The following is a 19,384-nucleotide window of genomic DNA, read 5'->3' as shown; positions in this document are numbered from 1 at the left end:
CAGGCCGTGGTGGCCGCGCCCGGCCGGGGGCGGAAAAGCGCTCGTCCATTACGTCCGGAAGTCGTGTCCGGAGCCCCGCGATTACAGGCCGAATGCGCGGGAATCCGCAAAATATGGTGAACTAGGCGGGTATGGGCGCATCTGCCCGAGAAACCTTTTTCTGTAGGAGCACCGTGCCAAGCAAGGCCAAAACCGGTAAGAAACTCGTGATTGTGGAGTCTCCCGCCAAGAGCAAGACCATCGCCAAGTACCTCGGCGAGGGCTTCATTGTTGAGGCCTCCATTGGTCACATCCGCGACCTCCCGCAGCCTTCGGAACTGCCGGCGGAACTCAAGAAGACCTCGGTGGGCAAGTTCGCCGTCGACATTGATAACGACTTCAAGCCGTACTACGTGGTGTCCCCGGACAAGAAGAAAAAGGTCGCCGAGCTCAAGGCCCAGCTCAAAGACGCTGACGCTGTCTACCTCGCAACCGATGGGGACCGCGAGGGCGAGGCCATCGCGTGGCACCTGCTCGAAGTGCTCAAGCCCAAGGTGCCGGTCTACCGGATGACCTTCGGCGAAATCACCAAGGAAGCCATCCACCGCGCCATGGACAACCTCCGCGACGTCGACCAGGACCTCGTGGACGCGCAGGAGACACGCCGCGTGCTGGACCGCCTCTACGGCTACGAGATCTCCCCGGTGCTGTGGCGCAAGGTGGCCCGGGGCCTCTCCGCCGGCCGCGTGCAGTCAGTCGTGACCCGGATGGTGGTGGACCGCGAGCGTGAGCGGATGGCCTTCAAGGCTGCCTCCTACTGGGACCTGACCGGCCAGTTCGGCGCCGGATCCGGTTCCTTCAAAGCGAAGCTGGCAATGGTCGACGGCGCCAAGGTCGCCAGCGGCCGCGACTTCAACGACAACGGTGAGCTGACCTCCCGGAACGTTGTGCACCTCAACGAGGAACTCGCCACCTCCCTCGCCGCCGGCCTGCAGGACGCCGATTTCCGTGTCCGCTCCGTCGACACGAAGCCGTACACCCGGCGCCCCGCCGCGCCGTTCACCACCTCGACGCTGCAGCAGGAAGCCGGCCGCAAGCTGCGCTTCTCCTCGAAGAGCACCATGCAGGTGGCCCAGCGGCTGTACGAAAACGGCTACATCACCTATATGCGTACGGACTCCTCCGCGCTGAGCAACGAGGCCATCACGGCCGCGCGGCGCCAGGCCTCCGAGCTGTACGGGCCGGAATACGTCCCCGCGTCTCCGCGCGTCTACACCGGCAAGGCAGCCAACGCGCAGGAGGCCCACGAGGCCATCCGTCCCGCCGGCGACTCCTTCCGCACGCCGGCCCAGGTGGCCAAGCAGCTCTCCGGCGACGAATTCCGTCTTTACGAACTGATCTGGAAGCGCACCGTCGCCTCCCAGATGGCCGACGCCAAGGGCTCCACCGCGACCATCCGCCTCGGCGCGGTGACTGTAGGTGCCCCGGGCGACAGCCGTGACGCCGAGTTCTCGGCCTCCGGCACCGTCATCACGTTCCCCGGCTTCCTCGCCGCCTACGAAGAAGGCAAGGACGAAAGCCGCGGAGACGACGACTCCGAGGAAGCCCGCCGGCTGCCCAACGTGGCCAAGGACGACGCGCTCACCGCCTCGGAGATCGTCGCCGTCGGGCACGAGACCTCCCCGCCGCCGCGCTTCACCGAAGCGTCACTGACTGCCGAGCTGGAAAAGAAGGGCATCGGACGCCCGTCCACCTACGCCTCCACCATCTCCACGATCCAGGACCGGGGCTACGTCCGGAAGCAGGGTTCCGCACTGGTCCCGAGCTGGATCGCGTTCTCCGTGATCCGGCTGCTGGAACAGCACTTCCACGACTACGTGGACTACGAGTTCACGGCCGACATGGAGGCGGACCTGGACAAGATCGCCAACGGCCAGGCCGAGGGCCCCGCCTGGCTCAAGCACTTCTACTTCGGCGAGGATTCCAATCCCGGCCTGCTGAGCATCGTCAACAACCTCGGCGAGATCGACGCCCGCGAAATCAACTCCATCCCGATCACCGAGGGCATCACGCTGCGGGTCGGGAAGTTCGGGCCGTACCTGGAAAGCTCAGTCCCGACGATCGATCCGAAGACCGGCGAAGTGGTTGAGGCCGCCCGCGCCAACGTCCCCGAGGACCTGGCCCCGGACGAGCTCACCGCGGCCAAGGCGGTTGAGCTGATGGAGACCGCAGCCCCCGAAGAGCGCGTGCTCGGCGCGGACCCGCACACCGGGCACACTGTCGTCGCCAAGAACGGCCGCTACGGCGCCTATGTCACCGAAATCATCCCGGAGATGACCGAGGAACAGCTCGCGAACCAGCCGGTGGAGTACTACAAGAACGGCAAGCCCAAGCCGCCGAAGAAGCCCGTCAAGGCCAAGCCCCGCACCGGTTCCCTGTTCCCGTCCATGGGAGTGGACACGATCACCCTGGACGAGGCCCTGCAGCTCATGAGCCTGCCCCGGGTGCTCGGCCAGGACGCCGAAGGCAATCCGATCACGGTGCAGAACGGCCGCTTCGGCCCGTACCTGAAGAAGGGCACGGACTCCCGGTCCATCGGCTCGGAAGAGGAAATCTTCACCATCACGCTCGAGCAGGCGCTGGAGATCTACTCCCAGCCGAAGCAGCGCGGCGCCCGCGCAGCCGTCCCGCCGCTGGCGGAGTTCGGCCCGGACCCGGTCTCGGAGAAGAACATCGTGGTGAAGGAAGGCCGGTTCGGCCCGTACATCACCGACGGCGTCACCAACATCACCGTGCCGCGCTCCACCGCGCTGGAGGAGCTCACCCGGGAACAGGCCGTCGAACTCCTCGCCGAGAAGCGCGCCAAGGGTCCGGTCAAGCGCACGACGACGGCGCGCAAGGCCCCGGCCCGCAAGGCGGCCGCAAAGAAGTAAGACCGCAACACCGAAGTCGCCGGAAACGAGCGGGTTCGCCGGAAGATCCCGGCGACTTCGCAGGATTCCGGCGATTTCGCGTTTGCGGACCCGGGCGCAACGTGATCGAGTAGAGGCATGACTGAACAGCCCGCCCACTTGGACCTCCAGCCACTGAACGACCTCGAAGAGAAGCTTGCCGTGGGGGAGCAGCCGGACGCCAACCCCGTTGACGTCATCCTCGCGTTCCTCAACAACGAGGTCTACATCGTCAGCTCCGACGCACTCGAGGGGGCCGATGCCCAGGTCGAGCCGCTGGTGCTGGCCAACTCCTCCGGGAATCCTGTCCTGGCCGTTTTCTCCCACCCAAGCCGCGTCTCGGAGCAGTATCTGGAAGCCGCACCCAACGTGCTCGGCACCCAGGGAGCCGCGATCCTCGGCAACCTCGGCGACGATCTCGGCATGGTCATCAACCCGGGTGCAGCCTTCGGCTTCGAGATCGATCCGGAAGGCGTGGCGAACATCCGCCGCGACTTCAAGCCCGCCGAGGAGCCCGATGATGCCTCCCAGGACGGCCAGGCCTAACCAGGCATTCGGGACGCGGCCCGTTAGGCGGGCCGCGTCCCCGGGGGAATAATGGCACTATGCGTCTTGGCGTCCTTGATATCGGATCAAACACCGTCCACCTCCTGCTCGTGGACGCCCACCCCGGCGCGCGCCCTGTACCGTTCGCCTCGCACAAACGCCCGCTGTCCCTCGTTCAGTTCCTCGAGAACGACGGCAGCATCAACGACGCCGGCCAGCACGAGCTGATCGAGTTCGTCCTCGAAGCGTGGGAATTCGCGGCGAAGCACAAAGCCGAGGACCTGCTGGCGTTCTGTACCTCCGCGATCCGCGAGGCCACCAACGGTCCTGCCGTGCTGGCCCGGGTCAAGCATGAGACCACTGTGACGCTCCGGGAACTGACCGGCAGCGAAGAGGCCTCAATGACATTCTTCGCCGTCCGCCGCTGGTACGGGTGGGGTGCCGGGCCCATCCTGAACCTGGATATCGGCGGCGGCTCCTTCGAAATGGCCTACGGGGAGGACGAACTCCCCGAACTGGCGACGTCCGTCCCGCTCGGTGCGAGCCGGCTCACCCGGGACTGGCTCCAGGAGGACCCGCCTTCGGCCAAGAGCGTCAAGGAACTTCGCCGCTACATCCGGACCACGCTCAAGCCGGTGGCGCGTGACTTTGAGAAGCTCGGCAAGGCGAACCATGTGGCCGGCACCTCCAAGACTTTCCGCTCGCTGGCCCGCATCGCAGGGGCCGCGCCCAGCGCCGCCGGACCTTACGTCAAAAGGGAACTGTTCTCCACGGACCTTGGCCTCTGGGCCCAGCGCATTTCGGCCATGGAAGTGGAAGACCGGCTGAACCTGCCCGGGGTCTCCGAAGCCCGCGCCCCCCAACTGCTGGCCGGCGCCCTCGTGGCAGAAGCCGCCCTGGAATTGTTCGAATTCCCGAGTATGGAGATCTGCCCCTGGGCGCTCCGCGAAGGACTGATCCTCCGCCGGCTGGACCAGCTGGTCTCCGAGGGGCCGCTGGAACCTGCGCCCCACGTGACCGGGACCGGCCACCCCGCTGAGCCGCAGTCGCCCGACAGCGACGATGCGGAAGCGGCGCAGGCCGCGGCGGCCGACGCCCGGTGAGAGGCCGCCCGATGCCGGGCTGCCCCGGGCGGCATGTCGATCCGGACACACGCCGTTCGTCTAGAAGGTGAGAGGCCGGCACGGAGCCGGCTGAATCGTCAAGGAGGACACCACCATGGCACAGTACCTGCTCAGCGTTTACCAGCCCGCCGGCCCCGCCCCCGCGCCGGAAATCCTGGAGCCCATCATGCGGGACCTCGAGGCCCTGAACCGCGAGATGAAGGCCGCCGGCGCCTGGGTTTTCGCGGCCGGCCTCCATCCCACGGGATCCGCCACTGTCGTGCGGCAGCAGGGCACCGAGGTGCTCATCACCGACGGTCCCTTCGCCGAAGCGAAGGAGCACCTCGGAGGGTTCACCGTCATTGAAGCGGCCGACCTCGACGCCGCCCTTGGCTGGGCCGGCAAGCTGGCCCGCGCCACCACCCTTCCCATCGAAGTGCGACCGATTCAGCACTAGGCCCCCGGGGAAGGTCCGCGCAGCCATGACAGGCGTACCGGGGCAGGAGCCCGCCGCCGGGAGTCCGGAAGCGGGCATCGCCCGTGTCTTCCGGCAGGAATACGGGCGTGCGGTGGCCGTCCTGACCCGCATGCTGGGGACCATCGACGCCGCCGAAGACGCCGTCCAGGATGCCTTCACCCTCGCCGTCCGGCGCTGGCCGTCAACAGGCATCCCGCCGAGCCCGGCAGGCTGGATCATCACCACGGCCCGGAACCGGGCCGTGGACCGGCTGCGCAGGGAAGCCGGACGCGGCGACAAGCAGCTCAAGGCCGCGCAGCTGCTGGCGGCTGGCTGGCGGGCAGCGCCATCACCCGAAGAAGTCGTGATCACTGAACGCGCAAGGGAGGGCACAGTGGACGATGACAGGCTGCGGCTGATTTTCACCTGCTGCCACCCGGCCCTCGCCACAAACGTCCAGGTGGCTCTGACGCTGCGGCTGCTGGGCGGACTCACGACGGCGGAAATCGCCCGGGCCTTCCTGGTGCCGGAACCCACCATGGCCCAGCGCCTGGTCCGGGCCAAAGCCAAGATCCGGGATGCCAGGATCCCTTACAGGGTGCCGCGCGGGGCCGAACTTCCGGGACGACTGCAGCCGGTGCTGGCCGTGGTGTACCTCATCTTCAACGAGGGCTACAGCTCCAGTTCCGGCGGCCCGCCGATCCGCGGGGACCTCTGCCGGGAAGCCGTCAGGCTGGGCCGCCTGCTGGCGGCGCTGATGCCGGACGAACCCGAAGTCAAGGGACTGCTGGCTCTGATGCTGCTGACCGAAGCACGGCGCGCCGCACGGGAATCCGACGGCGGCCTGGTGCTCCTGGCGGAGCAGGACCGGCGCCTCTGGGACCGTGCCCTGATCGCCGAAGGCCAGGAACTGGTGCGTCAATGCCTGCGGCGGAACCAGCCCGGGCCTTATCAGCTCCAGGCCGCGATCAACGCCGTCCACAGCGACGCGTCCGACGCCGCAGCAACGGACTGGCGGCAGATCCTCCGGCTCTACGACCAGCTCACCGACGTCGCGCCCGGACCCGTCGTCGCCCTCAACCGGGCCGTGGCCTTGGCCGAGGTCGAAGGCCCCGAACCTGCCCTGCCGCTCGTCGACGCGCTCAGGCTGGAGGGATACTGCCTGTTCCACGCCGTCCGTGCCGACTTCCTGGTCCGGCTGGGCCGACCGGCCGAGGCCGCCGCGGCGTACCGCTCCGCGCTGGGGCTGGTTCAAAATGCTGCCGACCGGACGTTCCTGGAAGCCCGCTTGCGGGGAGCCGGGCAGGACCCGGGGGATTAAACGACGAAGGCACCGGCCGTCCGCTGCGGGAAAATGGGGGGAAACCCGCTGCAGACCGCCGGTGCCGGGCAGACATCCGCATGCCTGCCGCATCACTCGCACCCTCAATGAGGTAACTACAACGCTAGCCACGGAGTTTGTGAAGATGCTGACCTGAGGATGGGAGCTGGCTGTGAATCGGGCCGGACTGCAATGATGGGGGCATGAGCAACCGAATCGCATTCCTGGGCTGTGGATCAATGAACGAGGCCATCATGGGCGGACTGATCGCGGGCGGCGCCGATCCGGCGGACATCGTCGCCACGGTCCGCCGCGCCTCACGCGCCGACGAACTCGCCAAACGGCACCACGGCATCACGGCCATCGCCGGCGAGGAAGAGCCCGAGAACAACAAGCAGGCCACCACCGGCGCCGGCGTCGTGATCCTGGGCGTCAAGCCCGTGGGCATCGCGGATCTGGCCCGCGAGATCGGCGACTCACTGGCCCCAGACGCGATCGTCATCAGCGTCGCTGCCGCAGTATCGCTGGAGCAGCTGGAAGCGGCCCTGCCGGCCGGCCAGCCTGTGATCCGGTCCATGCCGAACACCCCGGCGAAGCTGGGCCGCGGGGTCCTGTCCGTGTCGCCGGGTACCCATTGTTCCCCGGCGCAGCTCCAGCTGGCCAAGGACGTCCTGGCCGCCGCCGGGACCGTCGTCGAAATCCCCGAGCACCAGGTCGACGCGCTGTCCGCGATCAGCGGCTCGGGCCCGGCGTACGCTTTCTACCTCGCTGAGGCAATGGCGGACGCCGGCACCGAACTGGGGCTCGACCGGGAACTGTCGCTGCGGATTGCCCGTGAAACCGTCGCCGGGGCGGGCTTTATGTTGGCTGAGCCGGGCGCGGATCCGACCGCGTTGCGAAAGGCCGTCACGAGCCCCAACGGCACGACCGAACGCGCCATCGCCACTTTTGATGCCCGCGGCCTTCCCTCGATCATTGCCGACGGCGCCCGTGCCGCCGCCGCGCGGGCAGCGGAGATCACCAAGCAGCTCGGCTAGCGGCGGGCGCAACCCATGACGCATTCCGGCCCGGGTGGCAGGATGGGACCCATGGAACTGCACATCACAGGGGATCCCGCAGCGGACAAACTCCTCAGCGACGACGCCTTTGCACTGCTCACCGGCATGCTGCTCGACCAGCAGGTGACCATGGAGTCGGCGTTTGCCGGTCCCGAAAAGATCCGGACGCGCATCGGGTCCATGGACCCCGCCGCGATCGCGGGTTACGATCCGCAGGCGTTCGTCGAGATGTTCAAGGAGCGCCCCGCCGTCCACCGGTTCCCCGGATCCATGGCCGGCCGTGTCCAAGCACTTGCCGAGACGGTGCACAGTGACTGGAACGGCGATGCCACTGCCATCTGGACGCAGGGGAACCCCGACGGTCAGGAGGTGCTGCGCCGCCTCAAGGCGCTGCCGGGGTTTGGCGAGCAGAAAGCCAAGATCTTCCTGGCGCTGCTGGGAAAGCAGCGTGGCCTTCAGGCTGAAGGCTGGCGCGAGGCCGCCGGCCACTATGGCGAGGAGAACGCCTACCTTTCCGTCGCTGACATTGTGGATCCGGAGTCACTGGTCAAGGTGCGGGCCAGCAAGCAGGCGGCCAAGGCCGCCGCGAAGGGAACCTAATGCGGGGAGGTCGGGACCGTGTTTGAACAGCCGGCAGGACGGCTCCTTTCCCTCTGGGCCGCCACCGGCGGGACCGCCACATACCCGCCCCTGAACGCGCGGCTGGACGTGGACGTTGCAGTGATTGGCGGCGGCATCGCAGGACTGACTGTCGCGCTGGCCCTGAAACGGGCGGGCCTGACGGTGGCTGTGCTGGAGGCGGCGCGGGTGGGAACCGGCGTCACCGGGAACACCACGGGCAAGGTCACGTCGCTGCACCGGCTGGCCTACTCCGAACTCGCCGCCCGCCACGGCGCAGGCACCGCCGGCACCTACGGGCAGGCCAACGAGGCAGCGATTGACCACGTTGCAGGCGTCGTGGCGGCGGAGGGCATCGACTGCGGCTTCCGGCGGGTGGCCAATTACACGTACGCCGAATCCGCGCCGGCGCTGGCACTGGTGCGAGAGGAAGCAGCGCTGGCCGGGCGCCTGGGGCTGCCGGCCTCCTTCACGACCGATGTTCCGCTGCCTTTCGCGGTCAGAGGCGCCGTCCGTTTCGACGGCCAGGCCCAGATCCACGCCCTCCGGTACGTGCAGGGCCTGGCACGTGCCGTGGACGGGAACGGCAGCTTCGTCTTCGAGGAGTCGCCGGCCACGGGTTTCCGGGACGGCTCGCCGGCCGTCGTGGCCACGGAGCGGGGATCGGTCCGGGCCAAGGAAATCATTGTCGCGACGAACATGCCGTTCGGGGACAACGGCCTGTTCGCCGGGCGCTGCTACGCGCACCGCTCTTACATCGTCGCCGGCCGGAGCGCATCCCCTCCGCTGGACGCGACCTTTGTCAGCGTTGATGAGCCGATGCGCTCCATCCTGACGGTCGACGTCGAGGGCGGCAGTTACGTGCTGGCCGGCGGTGAAGGGCACCCTGCCACCGAAAGCGTTGATTCTGCCGAGCGATACGGCCGGCTGGCGGCTTTTGCCCGCGACCGCCTGGGCGCCGGGGAGATCGCCTTCCGCTGGTCCACCCAGGACGCCATGCCGGCCGATGGGCTGCCCTACGTTGGCCTCATGGGTCCGGAGTCCCGGCATGTCCACGTGATCACAGGACTCCGCAAATGGGGCCTCACCAACGGCACGGCTGCTGCCCTGATCCTCCGGGACACGCTGTGCGGCACCGACAACCCGTGGGCCGCAGTGTTCGACAGCACCAGAAGCGGTGAGGCTCCGCCGTCGCGCCCTCCCGAAGGGGTTCCGCCGGCCGCCGCCGTTCCCGCGGAGGTGGCTCCGGGGGAGGGGAAAGTGGTGGACGTGCGGGGGGCCAAGACGGCCGTGTACGTCAGCCCCGCGGGCGACCTCAAGGCCGTCTCGGCCATCTGCACGCACCTTGGCTGCACCGTCGAGTTCAATCCAACGGATGTGACGTGGGACTGCCCCTGCCACGGCTCCCGGTTCAGTACTGACGGCACCGTCATCCAGGGGCCCGCCACAAGGAACCTGGCTGCCGGCCCCGACCCGGAGGCCACGGCCTCCACCCGGGGAAGCGCCTAGACCCGGGGCTCGTCCCGGGGCTCGGCCGCGCGGCCCGGCCACCGGCGCTACGGCCGGGCGGCGAACCTTTCCAGCAGGTCCACATGCCCGGAAACGATGAGCATGTCCCGTGAGGACACCTTCGTCTCCGGCCGGGCGTAGGTGAAGTCCTCGCCCGGTGACTTAACGCCCACGATCGTGACGCCGTACTTGGACCGGACCTTGGATTCGTCCAGGGTGAAGCCCACGGTTTCGCGCGGCGGATACATCTTCACGATCGCGAAATCGTCGTCGAACTCGATGAAGTCCAGCATCCGGCCGGAGACCAGGTGCGCGGCGCGGACGCCGGCGTCGGCCTCCGGGTAGATCACGTGGTTGGCGCCGATCCGGGTCAGGATCTTGCCGTGCGAGGGCGTGATCGCCTTGACCCATAGGTGCTCGATGCCGAGGTCCACGAGGTTCACCGTGATCAGCACCGAGGACTCGATCGACGTGCCCACGCCCACGACGGCGGAGCTGAACTCCTGGGCGCCGAGCTGGCGTAGCGCATCGATGTTGGTGGCATCGGCCTCGACCACGTGGGTCAGGACGCTGGACCACTTCTGGACCAGGCTCCGGTCGCGTTCGATGGCGAGCACCTCGCGGCCCTGCTTGACGAGCTGTTCAGCCGTGGATGCGCCGAAGCGGCCCAGCCCGATCACGAGCACAGGGGCATTGTGGGCGGGGCGGTTGACGGCGCCTGAGGAACTAGCCAATGATGGGTCTCTCTTCCGGGTAGTGGTACAGCTGGCTGCGCTGGCGCAGGGCCAGGGCGGCGGCGAGGGTGACGGTGCCGACGCGCCCGGCGAACATCAGGGCGCTCAGGACATAAACGCCCGACGGCGGCAGCTCTGCACTCAGGTTCGTGCTGAGGCCCACCGTGGCGAAGGCGGAAATCGTTTCAAAGAGAACCCGGTCCAGGGATGCGCCGCTGATGTGCAGCAGCAGCATGGCGGAGACTGCGACGAGCGTGGCACCGGCGACGATGACCGAGATGGCCACCCGCATGGTGCCCTCCGGGATCGTGCGGCCGTAGACCTTTACATCGGAGTCACCGCGGGCCTCGGCCGCGATCGCCAGGAACATCACCGCGATGGTGGTGACCTTGATGCCGCCCGCCGTCGACGCCGAACCGCCGCCGGCGAACATCAGCGCATCGGTCAGGAGCAAGGTGGTGGATTCCATCTGGTTCTGGTCCACGAGGTTGAAGCCGCCGGAGCGGGTCATCACGGACGCGAAAAGTGAATGAGTGACCTTGTCCGCCACAGTCATATCGCCAATAGTCCGCAGGTTGTCCCATTCCATCAGCCCCCACAGCACGGTCCCGCCCACGAGCAGAATCAGCGAGACCTGGATGGTCAGCTTCGTGTGCAGGTTCCACTTCTTCCAGTTCAAGCCGTTCTGCTGCAGCACCATCACTACCGGGAACCCGAGGCTGCCGAGGAAGACGCCCAGCATCAGCGGGACGAGGATCCACAGATCGGTCTCGTAGGGCACGATGCCGTCCGAGTGGGGCGTGAAGCCGGCGTTGTTGAACGCGGAAATCGAGTAGAACACCCCGTGCCAGACAGCCTGGCCGAAGCTTTCGCCCAATAGCAGGAACCGCGGGATCAACGCAAGCGCCAGCGCGGCCTCGATGACCACTGACGTCACGATGACGATTCGCAGCAGCGTACCCACCTCGCCGAGGCGGCCCGCGTTCATGGCCTCCTGTGCGATCAGCTTGCCGCGCACCCCCAGCTTCTTGCTCACCATGAGAGCCAGCAGCGAGGCCAGGGTCAGGGTGCCCAGGCCGCCCACAAAGATGCCGATGAGGATGACGAGCTGGCCGAAGAACGACCAGTGCACCGCCGTGGACACCACGGTCAGGCCCGTGACACAGACCGCCGACACCGCGGTGAACAGGGACTGGTACAGCGGGGTGAACTCACCCGCGGCGGAGGACACCGGAAGGGACAACAAGCCGGTGAACACCAGGATCACCACACCGAACGCGGTCAATGCCAGCCGGGCGGGAGAAGTGTTGGCGATGTTGTCGATGAAGTCGCGAAGGCGTGTGAAGATCCACAGGCCTTCCCGCTCCGGAATGCCGGGGTGCCAGCTGGCCGGGCTCTTGGACCTCGACTGGCTCTGCGTCATGTGTGACATTTCCTTGCTAGAAACTGTTTCCCTCAGTAGTAAACCACTAAACCCCGTGCAATGACTGGGGAGAGGCCTCCCGCGCTCCGGTAGCCTGTGATTGATGACATACCTGCCGGGGCTCACAGAGGCCGCACTGCCGACGACGGTGGTGTGGGACCCTGCCATGACCGCCTACAACTTCGGCCACGGCCACCCCATGGCCCCGGAACGGATGGAACTAACGGCCAGGCTGGCCGGAAGCCTTGGCCTGCTGGACCTGGAGCACGTCACCGTCTCGGCCCCGGACGTCGCCACTGACGCGGAGCTGTGCACGGTCCACAGCCCGGACTTCGTCGCCGCCGTGCGGCGGGTGAGCGCGGATCCCGGGTCCCCGGACCTCGAGCGCGGACTCGGTACCGAGGATGACCCGGCGTTCGCCGGCATGCACGAGGCCAGTGCCAGGCTGGCCGGCGGCTCCCTCCTGGCCGCCGCCGCCATCCTGGACGGCTCCGCCGTCCGGGCGGTGAACTTCGGCGGGGGCATGCACCACGCGGCCCGCGAACGTGCGAGCGGTTTCTGCATCTATAACGACGCGGCCCTCGCCATCCAGCGGCTGCTCGACGGCGGTGTGCAGCGCGTGGTGTACATCGACATCGACGCCCATCACGGCGACGGAACCCAGAGCATCTTCTGGGATGATCCGCGCGTGCTGACGATTTCCCTGCACGAGACGGGGCTGACCCTGTTCCCGGGCACGGGCTACGCCAACGAGATCGGCGGGCCCAACGCGCAGGGCAGCGCCGTGAACGTGGCCCTGCCGGCCGGGACCGGGGACGGCGGCTGGCTCCGGGCCTTCCACGCCGTCGTGCCGCAGCTCGTGGGCGCCTTCGAGCCGGAGGTCATCGTGAGCCAGCACGGCTGCGACTCCCACCGGCTGGATCCGCTGACGCACCTCAACATCAGCGTCGACGGCCAGCGGGAGGCCGCCACCGCCATCGGCAACCTCGCGGCCCGCTACTGCGAGAACCGCTGGATCTCCACCGGCGGCGGGGGCTACAACGTCGTCACCGTGGTGCCGAGGTCGTGGAGCCACCTGATCGCCATCGCGGCTGGGCGCCCCGTTCCGCTCCGGACGCCCGTGCCGGAGGACTGGCGCAGCTATGTGAAGGACACGTACGGGTCCAAGTACGGCGTGGCCGCGCCGGAAATGATGGGCGACGACGTCGACCTCTGGTGGCGCTCCTGGGAAGTCGGCTTCGATCCGAACGACGAAGTGGACCGGACAGTGATGGCCACGCGCAAGGAAGTCTTCCCGCTCTACGGACTGGACCCCTGGTTCGACTGACTGCTGCGGCTAACCTGCTGCGTGCGGCTCGGAGCTGGGCTTCTCGGTCTGGAACACCACCCCGGCGGCGCCGATGATCCAGCCCAGCAGCGACAGCGAGAACGCCCCGATCAGGTCGCTCGATGCGGTGCCCTTCACCAGCCACACACCCAGCACCAGCAGGCCGATCGCGAGGTACACCATAAGCGCCGTGATGACCCGGCCGGAGAGCTTCGTGGTGATCCCCCCGGCGTCGAACACACCGGCCTGGGCCTTGCCCGCGGCCTCTCCGCTGCTTTGCTCCTCCCGGCGCACCTCGGCGATGGTGAAACCGAGGGCGGAGGCGGTCAGTGAACTCAGCGAGGTGGACAGCGCCCCGGCGGCGCAGACGACGGCGCCGTTCAGCTCGGGCGGGGTGCCCGGTACCACCGGGACGAACACCCAGACCTGAATCAGGACGCTTCCCCAGACGATCACGAACAGTGCCAGGAACACGGCAGCGATGATGTTGAACAGCTGTTTCCGGAAGAAGTCCCCCATGATGGTCCACTCCTTGGGGTCGGTGGGCTGCGGCCGCACCTGCCGGGCAGGCGGTGTGTCCGTTCTAGCACCGCCCCCGGAGCGGGGCAATGCCCGGCGGGTAGCATCGGGGGCCGCAATTGGTGGATGCCATCCGGCGTATATGTCGCTAGTGTGGAGGGCATGGTGACAGACGACGTATTTGCCGTCATTGCTGAGGCAACCCGGCGTGACATTCTGGTATCCCTCCGCAAGGGGGACAAAGCAGTGGGGGAGCTGGTCCAGGAGCTCGAGGCCAGCCAGCCCACCATTTCCAAACATCTCAAAGTGCTCCGCGAAGCGGACCTGGTGAGCATGCGCGCCCAGGGCCAGAAGCGCTACTACACTCTGAACCCCAAGCCGCTCGCCGGGATCGCCAGCTGGCTGGAGACGTTCGACGTCGGCGCTGCCGCCCCGGCGACGCCACAGGCGATATCACCTGCACCGTCACCCGTCCGGACGCCGGACCACCGGCTGCATTCCGTCCCCGACACCCTGGCCGAGGCCGCCACAGCCGCGCCTGCGCCCGCCCCACAGCCTGCCGCGGCGCTCGCCGGACGGGCCGCGGGCAGCCCGCTGAGTCCCGCCGTCGTTCTCCCGGTCGGCACGGCAGGCGAGGACAAAATGCCGCAGCAGATCGGCCGTACCGTCGGCCGGGCAGCCACCAAGGCCGCCGACCTCCTGGCCAACCTGCCGAAGTTCGGCCGCAAGAAGTAGCCCCGCCCGTTTGTGCCCCGCATCACCCCGTTCCTGTCACGCGGGGGCGATCTCCGGTGCCCGAATGGATATCCGCTCCGGCCCGGTGCAACCATGGAAAGGCTTGTTTTGTCGCGCCCGACGAGGGGCGCTGAAGGTTTAGGGAGTTGCAATGGACGCACGGCTGGAAGCCATCCGGGACACGGTGCTGGCACGGAATCCCGGCGAAGGGGAGTTCCACCAGGCCGTCACCGAGGTCCTCGAAAGCCTCGGCCCGGTGCACGACCGGCACCCGGAGTTCCTTGAAGGCGCCGTCCTCGAGCGGCTCTGCGAGCCCGAACGGCAGATCATCTTCCGGGTCCCGTGGGTCGACGACGCCGGCCGCTTCCAGATCAACCGCGGCTTCCGGGTGGAATTCAACTCAGCACTGGGCCCCTTCAAGGGCGGCCTGCGCTTCCACCCCTCAGTGAACCTTGGCATCGTGAAGTTCCTCGGCTTCGAGCAGATCTTCAAGAACGCCCTGACCGGCATGCCCATCGGCGGCGGCAAGGGCGGCTCCGACTTCGACCCGCGCGGGCGCTCCGATGCCGAGATCATGCGCTTTTGCCAGTCCTTCATGACCGAGCTGTACCGCCACATCGGCGAGTACACGGACGTCCCGGCCGGGGACATCGGCGTCGGCGGCCGCGAAATCGGCTACCTCTTCGGACAGTACAAGCGCATCACCAACCGCTACGAATCCGGCGTCCTCACCGGCAAGGGCATCTCCTGGGGCGGCTCACTAGTCCGGCCCGAAGCCACCGGCTACGGCACCGTGATCTTTGCCGAGGAAATGCTCAAGACCCGCGGCCTGTCCTTCGACGGCCAGCGCGTGGTGGTCTCCGGTTCCGGCAACGTCGCCATCAACGCGATCGCCAAGGCGCAGTCCCTCGGCGCGACTGTGGTGGCGTGCTCGGATTCCTCCGGCTACGTCGTGGACGAGGCCGGGATCGACGTCGCGCTGCTGCGCCAAATCAAGGAGGTCGAGCGCGGACGGCTCAAGGACTACGGGATCCGGCGCTCCGCCGTCGACTACGTGGACGGCGGCTCCGTCTGGGACCTCGACGCGACCGTCGCGCTGCCGTGCGCCACGCAGAACGAGCTCGACGGCGCCGCCGCCGCCCGCCTGGTCCGCAACGGACTCCTCGCGGTGGGGGAGGGCGCCAACATGCCTTCGACCCGTGAGGCTGTCGCGGTCTTCCAGGACGCCGGCGTCCTGTTCGGCCCGGGCAAGGCAGCCAACGCCGGTGGCGTGGCCACGTCCGCGCTGGAAATGCAGCAGAACGCCAGCCGCGATTCCTGGTCCTTCGCGCACACCGAAGAGCGGCTCACGGAGATCATGGTCGGAATCCACGACCGCTGCGCAGCCACGGCGGACGAGTACGGGGATCCCGGGAACTACGTGCTGGGCGCGAACATTGGCGGCTTCGTGAAGGTAGCCGACGCGATGCTCGCCCAGGGGCTCATCTAGGGCTGACCGTCCGTGCCCGGGCACGCCGAGTTCGCAGTTCGCGGCAATGTCATCGACGGACATTGCCGCGAACGGCAAACTCGCAGAGCTGCGGGCTACTTCTTCAGGATCCGCACGTGGTCCGGGGTGAGCTCCGAGATCCGGCTGACGCCCAGCAGTGCCATGGTGCGGAGCATGTCCTTTTCCAGGATTTCGATGGCCCGGTCCACGCCGGCCCTGCCGCCGGCCATCAGCCCGTATAGGTAGGCGCGGCCGATCAGCGTGAAGTCGGCGCCCAAGGCCAGCGCCGCGATGATGTCCGCGCCGCTCATGATGCCGGTGTCCAGAATGACCGCCGCGTCGCTGTTGTCCGCCTTGAGCGCCGCGGAGACGTCCGGGAGCAGATGGAAGGGGATCGGGGCCCGGTCCAACTGGCGGCCGCCATGGTTGGAGAGTACAACGCCGTCGGCACCGTGATCCACCACTCTCCGGGCGTCCTCGACGGTCTGGATGCCCTTGACCACCAGCTTGCCCTTCCACGTTTCGCGCAGCCAGTCGAGGTCGTCGAACGTCAGGGTGGGGTCAAACATCGAGTTGATCAGGTCCGCGACGGTTCCGGTGTAGCGGGAAAGCGACGCGAAAGTCAGCGGCTCGTGGGTGAGGAAGTTAAACCACCACGCCGGCCGGTATGAGGCATCCAGCACGGTCTTGATTGTCAGCGCCGGTGGGATGGTCATGCCGTTCCGGACGTCGCGCAGCCGGGCCCCGGCGACGGCGGTGTCCACCGTAACCATGAGGGTGTCGTTGCCGGCATTGGCCGCGCGTTCGATCAGCTCCAGCGAACGGTCGCGGTCCGTCCACAGGTAGAGCTGGAACCAGTTCCGGCCGTCCGGCGCCGCGGCGGCCACGTCCTCGATGGAGGCCGTGCCCATGGTGGAGAGTGTGTACGGGATGCCGGCGGCGGCGGCTGCCTGGGACCCGGCGTATTCGCCCTCGGACTGCATCATCCGAGTGAAGCCGGTGGGTGCGATGCCGACCGGGAGCCGCGAGGGTTTGCCGAGGATCTGCGTGCCGAGGTCGACGTGTGACACATCGCGCAGGATGCCGGGACGGAACTCGATGTCCAGGAAGGCCTCGCGGGCGCGGCGGAGCGTGATTTCGGCTTCGGCGGCGCCGTCGGTGTAGTCGAACGGGGCCTGCGGCGTGCGGCGCTTTGCCATGTCCCGGAGGTCCCAGATGGTGCTGGCGCGCCGCAGTCTCGCCGCACGGCTGAACTCCGGCTTCTTGAACTGCATCAGCGGGGCCAGATCCGAGTACTTCGGAACGCGGCGCTTGAGGGCTGCCGGGATGCTTCCCGGGCCGCCCGCAGCGGCGTGATGGACCGCGCCGGTGTCCCCGGCTTGGGTGGACACCTCGGGGTTGCCGGGTTCGATCGTCTGCGTCATTGCTGCCTCCGGGCAGGTCTCGTGTTCCTGGTGTCGGCCTCCGGACGGCAAAGTCGCCGGGAGGTGTGGTCCAACCACAGTCTAGGCGTGTGGTCCAACCACAACAAGTAGGATGGGCCCATGCGTACGCACCAGCTTGTCCTGAAGTGGATCGAGGGCCAGTTCTCCAGCGGCCAGCTGACCCTGGGCGGCCGGCTTCCGGCCGAACGCTCGCTCGCCGAGCAGCTGCAGGTCTCCCGCACCTCCGTCCGCGAGGCCATCCGCGTCCTTGAAGCCATGGGTGTTCTCCGGGCCGGGGTGGGGTCGGGTCCGGAAGCCGGGACCGTCGTCATCGCCGATCCGGCTGCGGCGCTGGGCTCGGCGCTCCGGCTGCATGTGGCCACCTCGCACCTGCCGGTCAAGGACATCGTGGAGACCCGCGTGCTGTTGGAGTCCTGGGCCGCTTCCCGGGCCAACCCGGACTCGCCTGCGCTAGCCGAGGCGGCACGGCTGCTGGAGCAGATGGACGGCTGCGAGGAGACGGAGGCGTTCCTTGCCCTGGATGTCCGCTTCCACCTGGCCCTGGCCGATGCCGCAGGCAACGCGGTAGTCAGCGCCATGATGGGCTCCTTGCGCGAGGCCATCCAGGACTATGCCGGACGGCTCACCGGACACCTACCGGACTGGAATGCCACTGCCGCGCGGCTCCGCACCGAACATCGGGGCATCCTGGCGGCCATCACCAGCCACGACGGCGGCCGGGCTGCGCAGTTGGTGGCGGACCACATCGAGGGCTTCTACACCGAAGCCGGGCTGGGAACCGGGGACTGATCCACCGGCTGCCGTGCGGTGCTGCGCCGCAATATTACGTGCCGGATTTTGCCGTGAAGACAACCGCAAGGCTATGGTCGGGTCATGACAAACCGTTGGTATGCGTATTTTTCGTTGGCTCTGGAGGGGCCCGCGTCTAGCTGACACGCATCCAACCTTCCTTCAGAGCCAACAGGGCAGAGATCATTCTCTGCCCTTCGCCATTTCCCGGCGGGTTCTGATCTGGGCCCGCTCCGCACCCCCGGAACAGGACCCCCGAACATGAGCATCGAAGCAGCCCCCGAATCCCAGCTGTCCACCTCTAACCTCCGCGTCAGCGAGTTCACCCCGCTGCCGACTCCGCAGGACGTGGTCGCGGAACTGCCGCTGGACACCCGGCTGGCCGAAGTCGTAGCCCGGGGCAGGGACGAGGTCCGCGCCGTCATGGACGGGGTCGATGACCGGCTGCTCGTCATTGTGGGCCCCTGCTCCATCCACGATCCCAAGGCCGGCCTGGAATACGCCCGCAGGCTGGTCAGCCAGGCCGAGAAGCACAAGGAAGACCTGCTGATTGTGATGCGGGCGTACTTCGAGAAGCCGCGCACCACGGTGGGCTGGAAGGGCCTGATCAACGATCCCCGGCTCGATGGCAGCCACGACATCGCCTCCGGGCTGCGCGCTGCACGCCGCTTCCTGCAGCAGGTCACGGCGCTCGGGCTGCCCGCTGGCACCGAGTTCCTGGAGCCGATCAGCCCGCAGTACATGGCGGACCTGGTCTCCTGGGGCGCCATCGGTGCCCGCACCACTGAAAGCCAGATCCACCGCCAGCTGGCGTCGGGGCTGTCCATGCCGATCGGGTTCAAAAACGGCACCGACGGCGACCTGCAGGTCGCGCTGGACGCGTGCAGCGCTGCCGGGGCGGCCCAGGCGTTCCTCGGCATCGACGGCGACGGCAGGGCCGCCCTGGTTTCCACCGCCGGCAACCCGGACACCCACATCATCCTCCGCGGCGGACGCAAGGGCCCCAACTACTCCGCCGCCGACGTCGCGGCCACCACGGCCAAGCTGGCCGCCAAGCAGCTCAACCCGCGGCTGATCGTGGATGCGAGCCACGCCAACAGCGGCAAGAACCACCACCGGCAGGCGGAAGTCGCCCTCGAAATCGGCTCACAGCTGGAGAGCGGCGGCGCCCCGGCGGGGGCCATCGCGGGCGTCATGCTCGAGAGTTTCCTGGTCGGCGGGGCGCAGAACCTGGACGTCGCCGAGCATGCCGCCGGCACGGACGCGCTGGTCTACGGCCAGAGTGTGACGGACGCCTGCATGGACTGGGATGTCACGGCATCGGTCCTGGCGCAGCTTGCGGCCTCCGCGCGCATCCGCCGGAGCCGCGTCTAGACGCCAG

The 19,384-nt window shown here is 67.9% G+C and carries 17 protein-coding genes; 13 read left to right on the top strand and 4 right to left on the bottom strand.

The window, feature by feature from the left end; genetic code table 11:
• The first annotated feature begins 173 nt into the window (after positions 1–173).
• From topA to LDO13_RS15095, 8 genes are all read left to right on the top strand, one after another.
• Positions 174–2,912, top strand: coding sequence for a type I DNA topoisomerase (gene topA, locus LDO13_RS15130; protein WP_224047502.1), 2,739 nt, complete (start codon positions 174–176; stop codon positions 2,910–2,912).
• A 117-nt stretch (positions 2,913–3,029) separates the two neighbouring features.
• The gene (locus tag LDO13_RS15125) at positions 3,030–3,476 is read left to right on the top strand and encodes an SseB family protein (RefSeq protein ID WP_224047501.1); all 447 of its coding nucleotides are present in this window, start codon (positions 3,030–3,032) and stop codon (positions 3,474–3,476) included.
• A 59-nt stretch (positions 3,477–3,535) separates the two neighbouring features.
• Complete coding sequence (locus tag LDO13_RS15120; protein ID WP_224047500.1) at positions 3,536–4,579, top strand: Ppx/GppA phosphatase family protein; 1,044 nt, start codon at positions 3,536–3,538, stop codon at positions 4,577–4,579.
• Between the two features lie 115 nt (positions 4,580–4,694).
• Positions 4,695–5,036, top strand: a complete 342-nt coding sequence (locus LDO13_RS15115) for a YciI family protein (RefSeq protein WP_224047499.1) — start codon at positions 4,695–4,697, stop codon at positions 5,034–5,036.
• Between the two features lie 25 nt (positions 5,037–5,061).
• The gene (locus LDO13_RS15110; RefSeq protein WP_224047498.1) at positions 5,062–6,357 is read left to right on the top strand and encodes an RNA polymerase sigma factor; all 1,296 of its coding nucleotides are present in this window, start codon (positions 5,062–5,064) and stop codon (positions 6,355–6,357) included.
• A gap of 203 nt (positions 6,358–6,560) precedes the next feature.
• Entirely contained in the window at positions 6,561–7,394 is an 834-nt protein-coding gene (gene proC / locus LDO13_RS15105; RefSeq protein WP_224047497.1) for a pyrroline-5-carboxylate reductase, read from the top strand.
• Between the two features lie 42 nt (positions 7,395–7,436).
• The gene (locus LDO13_RS15100) at positions 7,437–8,015 is read left to right on the top strand and encodes an HhH-GPD-type base excision DNA repair protein (protein ID WP_224049804.1); all 579 of its coding nucleotides are present in this window, start codon (positions 7,437–7,439) and stop codon (positions 8,013–8,015) included.
• Between the two features lie 18 nt (positions 8,016–8,033).
• Positions 8,034–9,542, top strand: a complete 1,509-nt coding sequence (locus LDO13_RS15095) for an FAD-dependent oxidoreductase (RefSeq protein WP_224047496.1) — start codon at positions 8,034–8,036, stop codon at positions 9,540–9,542.
• Between the two features lie 47 nt (positions 9,543–9,589).
• Here the strand turns inward: LDO13_RS15095 and LDO13_RS15090 are convergent, their stop codons facing one another.
• On the bottom strand, positions 9,590–10,276 hold the full coding sequence (locus LDO13_RS15090) for a TrkA family potassium uptake protein (protein WP_056433668.1): 687 nt from the start codon (positions 10,274–10,276) through the stop codon (positions 9,590–9,592).
• Complete coding sequence (locus LDO13_RS15085; protein ID WP_224047495.1) at positions 10,269–11,699, bottom strand: potassium transporter TrkG; 1,431 nt, start codon at positions 11,697–11,699, stop codon at positions 10,269–10,271. Before LDO13_RS15085 ends, LDO13_RS15090 begins: the two co-directional genes overlap by 8 nt.
• 103 nt (positions 11,700–11,802) lie before the next feature.
• Here LDO13_RS15085 and LDO13_RS15080 point away from each other — a divergent pair, with 103 nt between their 5' ends.
• Positions 11,803–13,026 (top strand): acetoin utilization protein AcuC, encoded by a 1,224-nt coding sequence (locus tag LDO13_RS15080; protein ID WP_224047494.1) that lies wholly within the window; start codon positions 11,803–11,805, stop codon positions 13,024–13,026.
• Between the two features lie 9 nt (positions 13,027–13,035).
• Here the strand turns inward: LDO13_RS15080 and LDO13_RS15075 are convergent, their stop codons facing one another.
• The gene (locus LDO13_RS15075; protein WP_224047493.1) at positions 13,036–13,545 is read right to left on the bottom strand and encodes a hypothetical protein; all 510 of its coding nucleotides are present in this window, start codon (positions 13,543–13,545) and stop codon (positions 13,036–13,038) included.
• Positions 13,546–13,707: 162 nt separating this feature from the next.
• On the opposite strand from LDO13_RS15075, the gene LDO13_RS15070 reads away from it, so the two are divergent.
• Together LDO13_RS15070 and gdhA are read left to right on the top strand one after the other, a co-directional pair.
• Positions 13,708–14,280 carry a metalloregulator ArsR/SmtB family transcription factor gene (locus tag LDO13_RS15070; RefSeq protein WP_224047492.1) on the top strand — a complete coding sequence of 191 codons (573 nt, stop codon included), beginning with the start codon at positions 13,708–13,710 and terminating at the stop codon, positions 14,278–14,280.
• Positions 14,281–14,431: 151 nt separating this feature from the next.
• Positions 14,432–15,769 (top strand): NADP-specific glutamate dehydrogenase, encoded by a 1,338-nt coding sequence (gdhA, locus tag LDO13_RS15065; protein WP_224047491.1) that lies wholly within the window; start codon positions 14,432–14,434, stop codon positions 15,767–15,769.
• Between the two features lie 95 nt (positions 15,770–15,864).
• Here the strand turns inward: gdhA and LDO13_RS15060 are convergent, their stop codons facing one another.
• Positions 15,865–17,193 (bottom strand): alpha-hydroxy acid oxidase, encoded by a 1,329-nt coding sequence (locus tag LDO13_RS15060; RefSeq protein WP_275959836.1) that lies wholly within the window; start codon positions 17,191–17,193, stop codon positions 15,865–15,867.
• A gap of 120 nt (positions 17,194–17,313) precedes the next feature.
• On the opposite strand from LDO13_RS15060, the gene LDO13_RS15055 reads away from it, so the two are divergent.
• Together LDO13_RS15055 and LDO13_RS15050 are read left to right on the top strand one after the other, a co-directional pair.
• Entirely contained in the window at positions 17,314–18,003 is a 690-nt protein-coding gene (locus tag LDO13_RS15055) for an FCD domain-containing protein (protein WP_224047490.1), read from the top strand.
• A gap of 261 nt (positions 18,004–18,264) precedes the next feature.
• Positions 18,265–19,377 (top strand): 3-deoxy-7-phosphoheptulonate synthase, encoded by a 1,113-nt coding sequence (locus tag LDO13_RS15050; RefSeq protein ID WP_224047489.1) that lies wholly within the window; start codon positions 18,265–18,267, stop codon positions 19,375–19,377.
• Positions 19,378–19,384 lie beyond the last annotated feature (7 nt).

Origin of the sequence: Arthrobacter sp. NicSoilB4, from assembly GCF_019977335.1 — a bacterium.
Lineage (GTDB): Bacteria > Actinomycetota > Actinomycetes > Actinomycetales > Micrococcaceae > Arthrobacter.
Note: the sequence above shows the minus strand (reverse complement) of the source record. Positions and strands in the feature narration are given on the sequence as shown.